The 3,330-nt window shown below is 70.2% G+C and carries 4 protein-coding genes; all 4 read right to left on the bottom strand.

Features of this window, described 5'->3' with window-relative positions; translation table 11 throughout:
- Positions 1–131 (bottom strand): type I-F CRISPR-associated endoribonuclease Cas6/Csy4 (gene cas6f / locus G7A99_RS25745; RefSeq protein ID WP_256379702.1); only part of this gene is annotated, 131 nt, incomplete at its 3' end.
- A gap of 4 nt (positions 132–135) precedes the next feature.
- Positions 136–1,176, bottom strand: coding sequence for a type I-F CRISPR-associated protein Csy3 (csy3, locus tag G7A99_RS07255; protein ID WP_163139316.1), 1,041 nt, complete (start codon positions 1,174–1,176; stop codon positions 136–138).
- Positions 1,177–1,201: 25 nt separating this feature from the next.
- On the bottom strand, positions 1,202–2,176 hold the full coding sequence (gene csy2, locus G7A99_RS07250; protein ID WP_163139315.1) for a type I-F CRISPR-associated protein Csy2: 975 nt from the start codon (positions 2,174–2,176) through the stop codon (positions 1,202–1,204).
- The coding region (csy1, locus tag G7A99_RS07245; RefSeq protein WP_163139314.1) for a type I-F CRISPR-associated protein Csy1 at positions 2,169–3,330 on the bottom strand (1,162 nt) is incomplete at its 5' end. The genes csy2 and csy1, both read right to left, overlap by 8 nt.

Genomic DNA, 3,330 nt, shown 5'->3' with positions numbered 1-3,330 from the left:
CTGATGCCGATATCGTCGGCATCGATGTCCACCAGCCCCCGGTGCAGCTTGCTCACCAGTGCGCCGAGCAGCATGGACTGCTGAAACTCCGGGTCCGGCAGAACGCGGATATCCAGGTAGTGATCCAGCATCGCCTCACTCCGCCTTGTCGCCGAACACGCCGCCGCGGATGAGGGTGGCCATGACGTAGTGCTGATCGGTGACCGCGGGCTTGCTGTCCTTGAGCAGCCAGTCGTCCAGCAGCGAATAGAAGTCGACCTTCTGCCGGGGCTGGCGGTACGCGGTCCCCCGCGTGGTCACGGAGCCGTAGGGCTCGACGGCGATGGGCCCGATCCCGGCGGTCTCCGCCTCCGGATACCAGGTGTCGATGGTGCGGATCGCGTTGCCCAGCTTCTGGGAGTGGATGCCGGCGACGCCGTTGACGCTGTAGAGCGTCTTGCTCTTGTCGTTCCGACCCCGCTCCAGGATGAGCTCCTGGGAGGGGAAGACCTCCTGGCCGGCACCCATCCGGGCGAAGGCGCTCACCTCCAGGAGCACGAGACGCTCACCGGCGAGCCCCTGGCGGATGAGGGCGGCGAGGCCGGCGAGATCGTCCCGGGTCCCCGCCGTGGGCTCGAAATCGCGCAGCGACAGATCGAGGGCGTCGAACGTCCAGCTCGCCGCGAGCTCGCCGTGCTCGCGGTGACTCACCCGGACCTCGACGGCCTCGGCACCCACGCGGTTGCGCCAGAGGAAACGCCCGTTGGCGAGGTTGTGGGCGTAGCGCCGGGCCAGCTCGTCGAAGCCCTGCTCGGTTTCGTAGGCGTCCACCGCGGCCCGGAGCTTTTCGTGATAGGCCGCGCTGTTGCAGGCGGAGGGCTCGCCGGCACCGCCCAGGACCTTGAGCGTGAAGTGCGTCAGCAGGGTATCGGCATCCGTGGGCAGGGCCGCGACGTCCACGGTCTGGAGGTTGGGATTGTGGATCGCGGCATCGATCTTCGCGGGGTCCTGGTCTTTCGCCTTGAGCCGGTTGGAGATGGTGCCGCGCACGGACTTCGCGCGAATGGCGATGCCGGGCCACTCCGCGGCGCTGTCGCGCTCGCTCCAGTGGCCGGCGAACATCAGGGCGTCCGAGGGATCGAGCTTGCGCTCGAAGGCGAGGACGGAGGCGGTCTTGAGCTCGGCGGTCTTGGCCATGATTCAGGCTCCTTCCTGGTGCAGATCAGACAAATTCGGCGGCGTTGTCGATATAGTCGTTGCGCAGTCGGTAGCGCCCCTCGTCGAGCCGGTTGTCGACGTACCAGAGCAGCCGCTCCGGGCTGTCCAGCCGATGGGGACTCACCCACTGGCCGATGGAGTACAGGCTCTCGACGAAGCGTAGCGGGGTGGCCGTGTCCCGGGCCCGCCGGACGTCGCCGCCCGCCTGCAAAGGCCCGAGCGCGCCGTATCCCACGGGGATCGGCACCAACCATCCCGGCCGGCGGCGCGCCTCCCAGCGAATCGTCTCCTCGCCGTCGTCTTCCCCGCCGCGGCAGGTCATGTTCAGCCGCGAGAGGTCGAGCCAGGCATCCAGCAGGGTGGTGTCCGGGTCGTCCGCACGCATCTCGGCGTGCCGTTCGTGGAGCAGGTCGTCCCGGCAGACGAGGGCGAAGCCGGGCAGCCACCGCCGCAGCAGGCGCTTGCTCTGCTGGCGGCGCTCGTCCTCCTGTTCGTCCAGGGGGATCAGCTCGGGGCCGTTCCAGCGGCGCCCCCGGAACGAGCCCGGCAACACCGTGCCGCCGGCCACCCGCAGGGTGAGCAGCAGCTCACCGACCTCCCGGGCGATGGCGGCACGCTCCTCCGCGGGCGCGGCGCAGGCATCGCCGCGCACCGCGAAGACCAGGCTGACGTCCAGGTGCACGCGTCCCTCCTCGACGATGGCGGCGGTGTCACCGTCCCTGCCCACCGGGTTACGCGTCAGATGAAAGGCGTGGGTATAGCCACGATGGCTCGCCTGGGGCTCGCAGTGGTGACACACCACGCCGACCCCTTCGAACAGGAGCGGGATGTCCCGCTCGGCAAGGCGGCGTTCGAGCAGATGCATCAGGCCCACGAACGCGGTCATTGCCGGGAATCCCCAGGTCATCGGGCTGGAGATGGCGTTCGCGTTCTGCACGCGCACGTGGGGCAGCACGAGGAGCGAATGACTCTCAGACATGGGGCAGCGTCTCCTCCAGTTCGTCCATTTCCACCTCCAGCCGCTCCGCCCAGAAGCGCCGTTCGGGGTCGGCCACCGGCAGTGGGCCCTGGAGCTGAGCGTTGAGCCAGGCGGCGAAGCGCTCTCGGACCTCCCGCGGCCAGTCCACCTGCGCCCGGCGCATGGCGAACTCGGCGTCCTCCGCCGCCCGGTCCGGGTCCAGCCACAGGCATTCCGCCTCGACGAGGCGACAGTCGGCGTGGGCGCTCCAGCCCGGCGGCAGTGCCGACAGCTCGGCGGCGAAGACCAGGAGCGCGTCGGTGAGCTCGGCCAGCAGCTCGTCCCGGTGGCGGCGGGTCGCGACGTTCGGTTTCGGCTCCGAGCGCAGGAAGCGCAACAGCGCGTTCACCGCCGAGCGCACGGGCCGCCGGCGGCCGAAGAGCGGGAATACCGAGTCGGTGTGGAGCGGTGCCCGTACGTCCGCGGAACGCCAGTCCGGCGGCAGCGAGGCGAGGAGGTAGTTGCCACCACGCCGCTCGCTGTTGAGCTGGGAGATGTTCTGGGGCTTGGTTCCGCCGAATTTCTGCACGGCCAGTTTCGGATACTCGCGGGACTCGACGGCGCTGTAACGCCGCTCGCGCCGGGCCGTCCGCGCCGCCTTCGCCACCTCGCTGAAGCGGTCCTCGTTGATCGCCCGGAACGCCGCGTGCGCAAGGCTCGTCGCGTACAGCGGCGCCAGCAGGTGAAACCCCCGATCGTCGGTGGGGTCGTCGCCGACGAGCCAGTAGACCTGCTTGGCGCGGGTATGGCTCGCCGGATCGTGACCGGCCCGGGTGATGCCGGCGAACGCCTCCATCCACGCCTGCCCCTGCGTCGGATCGTCGCTCAGGGCCGCCGCGAAGGCCGCCTCGCCGGCCAGGGCACGATCCAGCATGGAGCGGCCGTCGTGCTCGGTCTGGAGGAACTTGTAGACATCGAGCGCCGCGGCATTGCCCACGACGTCCCGCGGCGCGCCGTCGCCGAGGACGTGAGTGCCCACGGCCGGATGCGCCGGCAACGTCTCCGGCGGGGCGAACAGGCTCGTGCCCCGGGCGTCCGGGTGCGTGGCCTTGAGCGCGTGGGTGACCACCTGCAGCTGGGCGACGCGCCGCGTGGCGTCCGCGAGCCAGTTTTCC

The sequence above is a fragment of the Arhodomonas sp. KWT genome, assembly GCF_010993615.1.
This window is presented reverse-complemented; position numbering and strand designations above follow the sequence as displayed.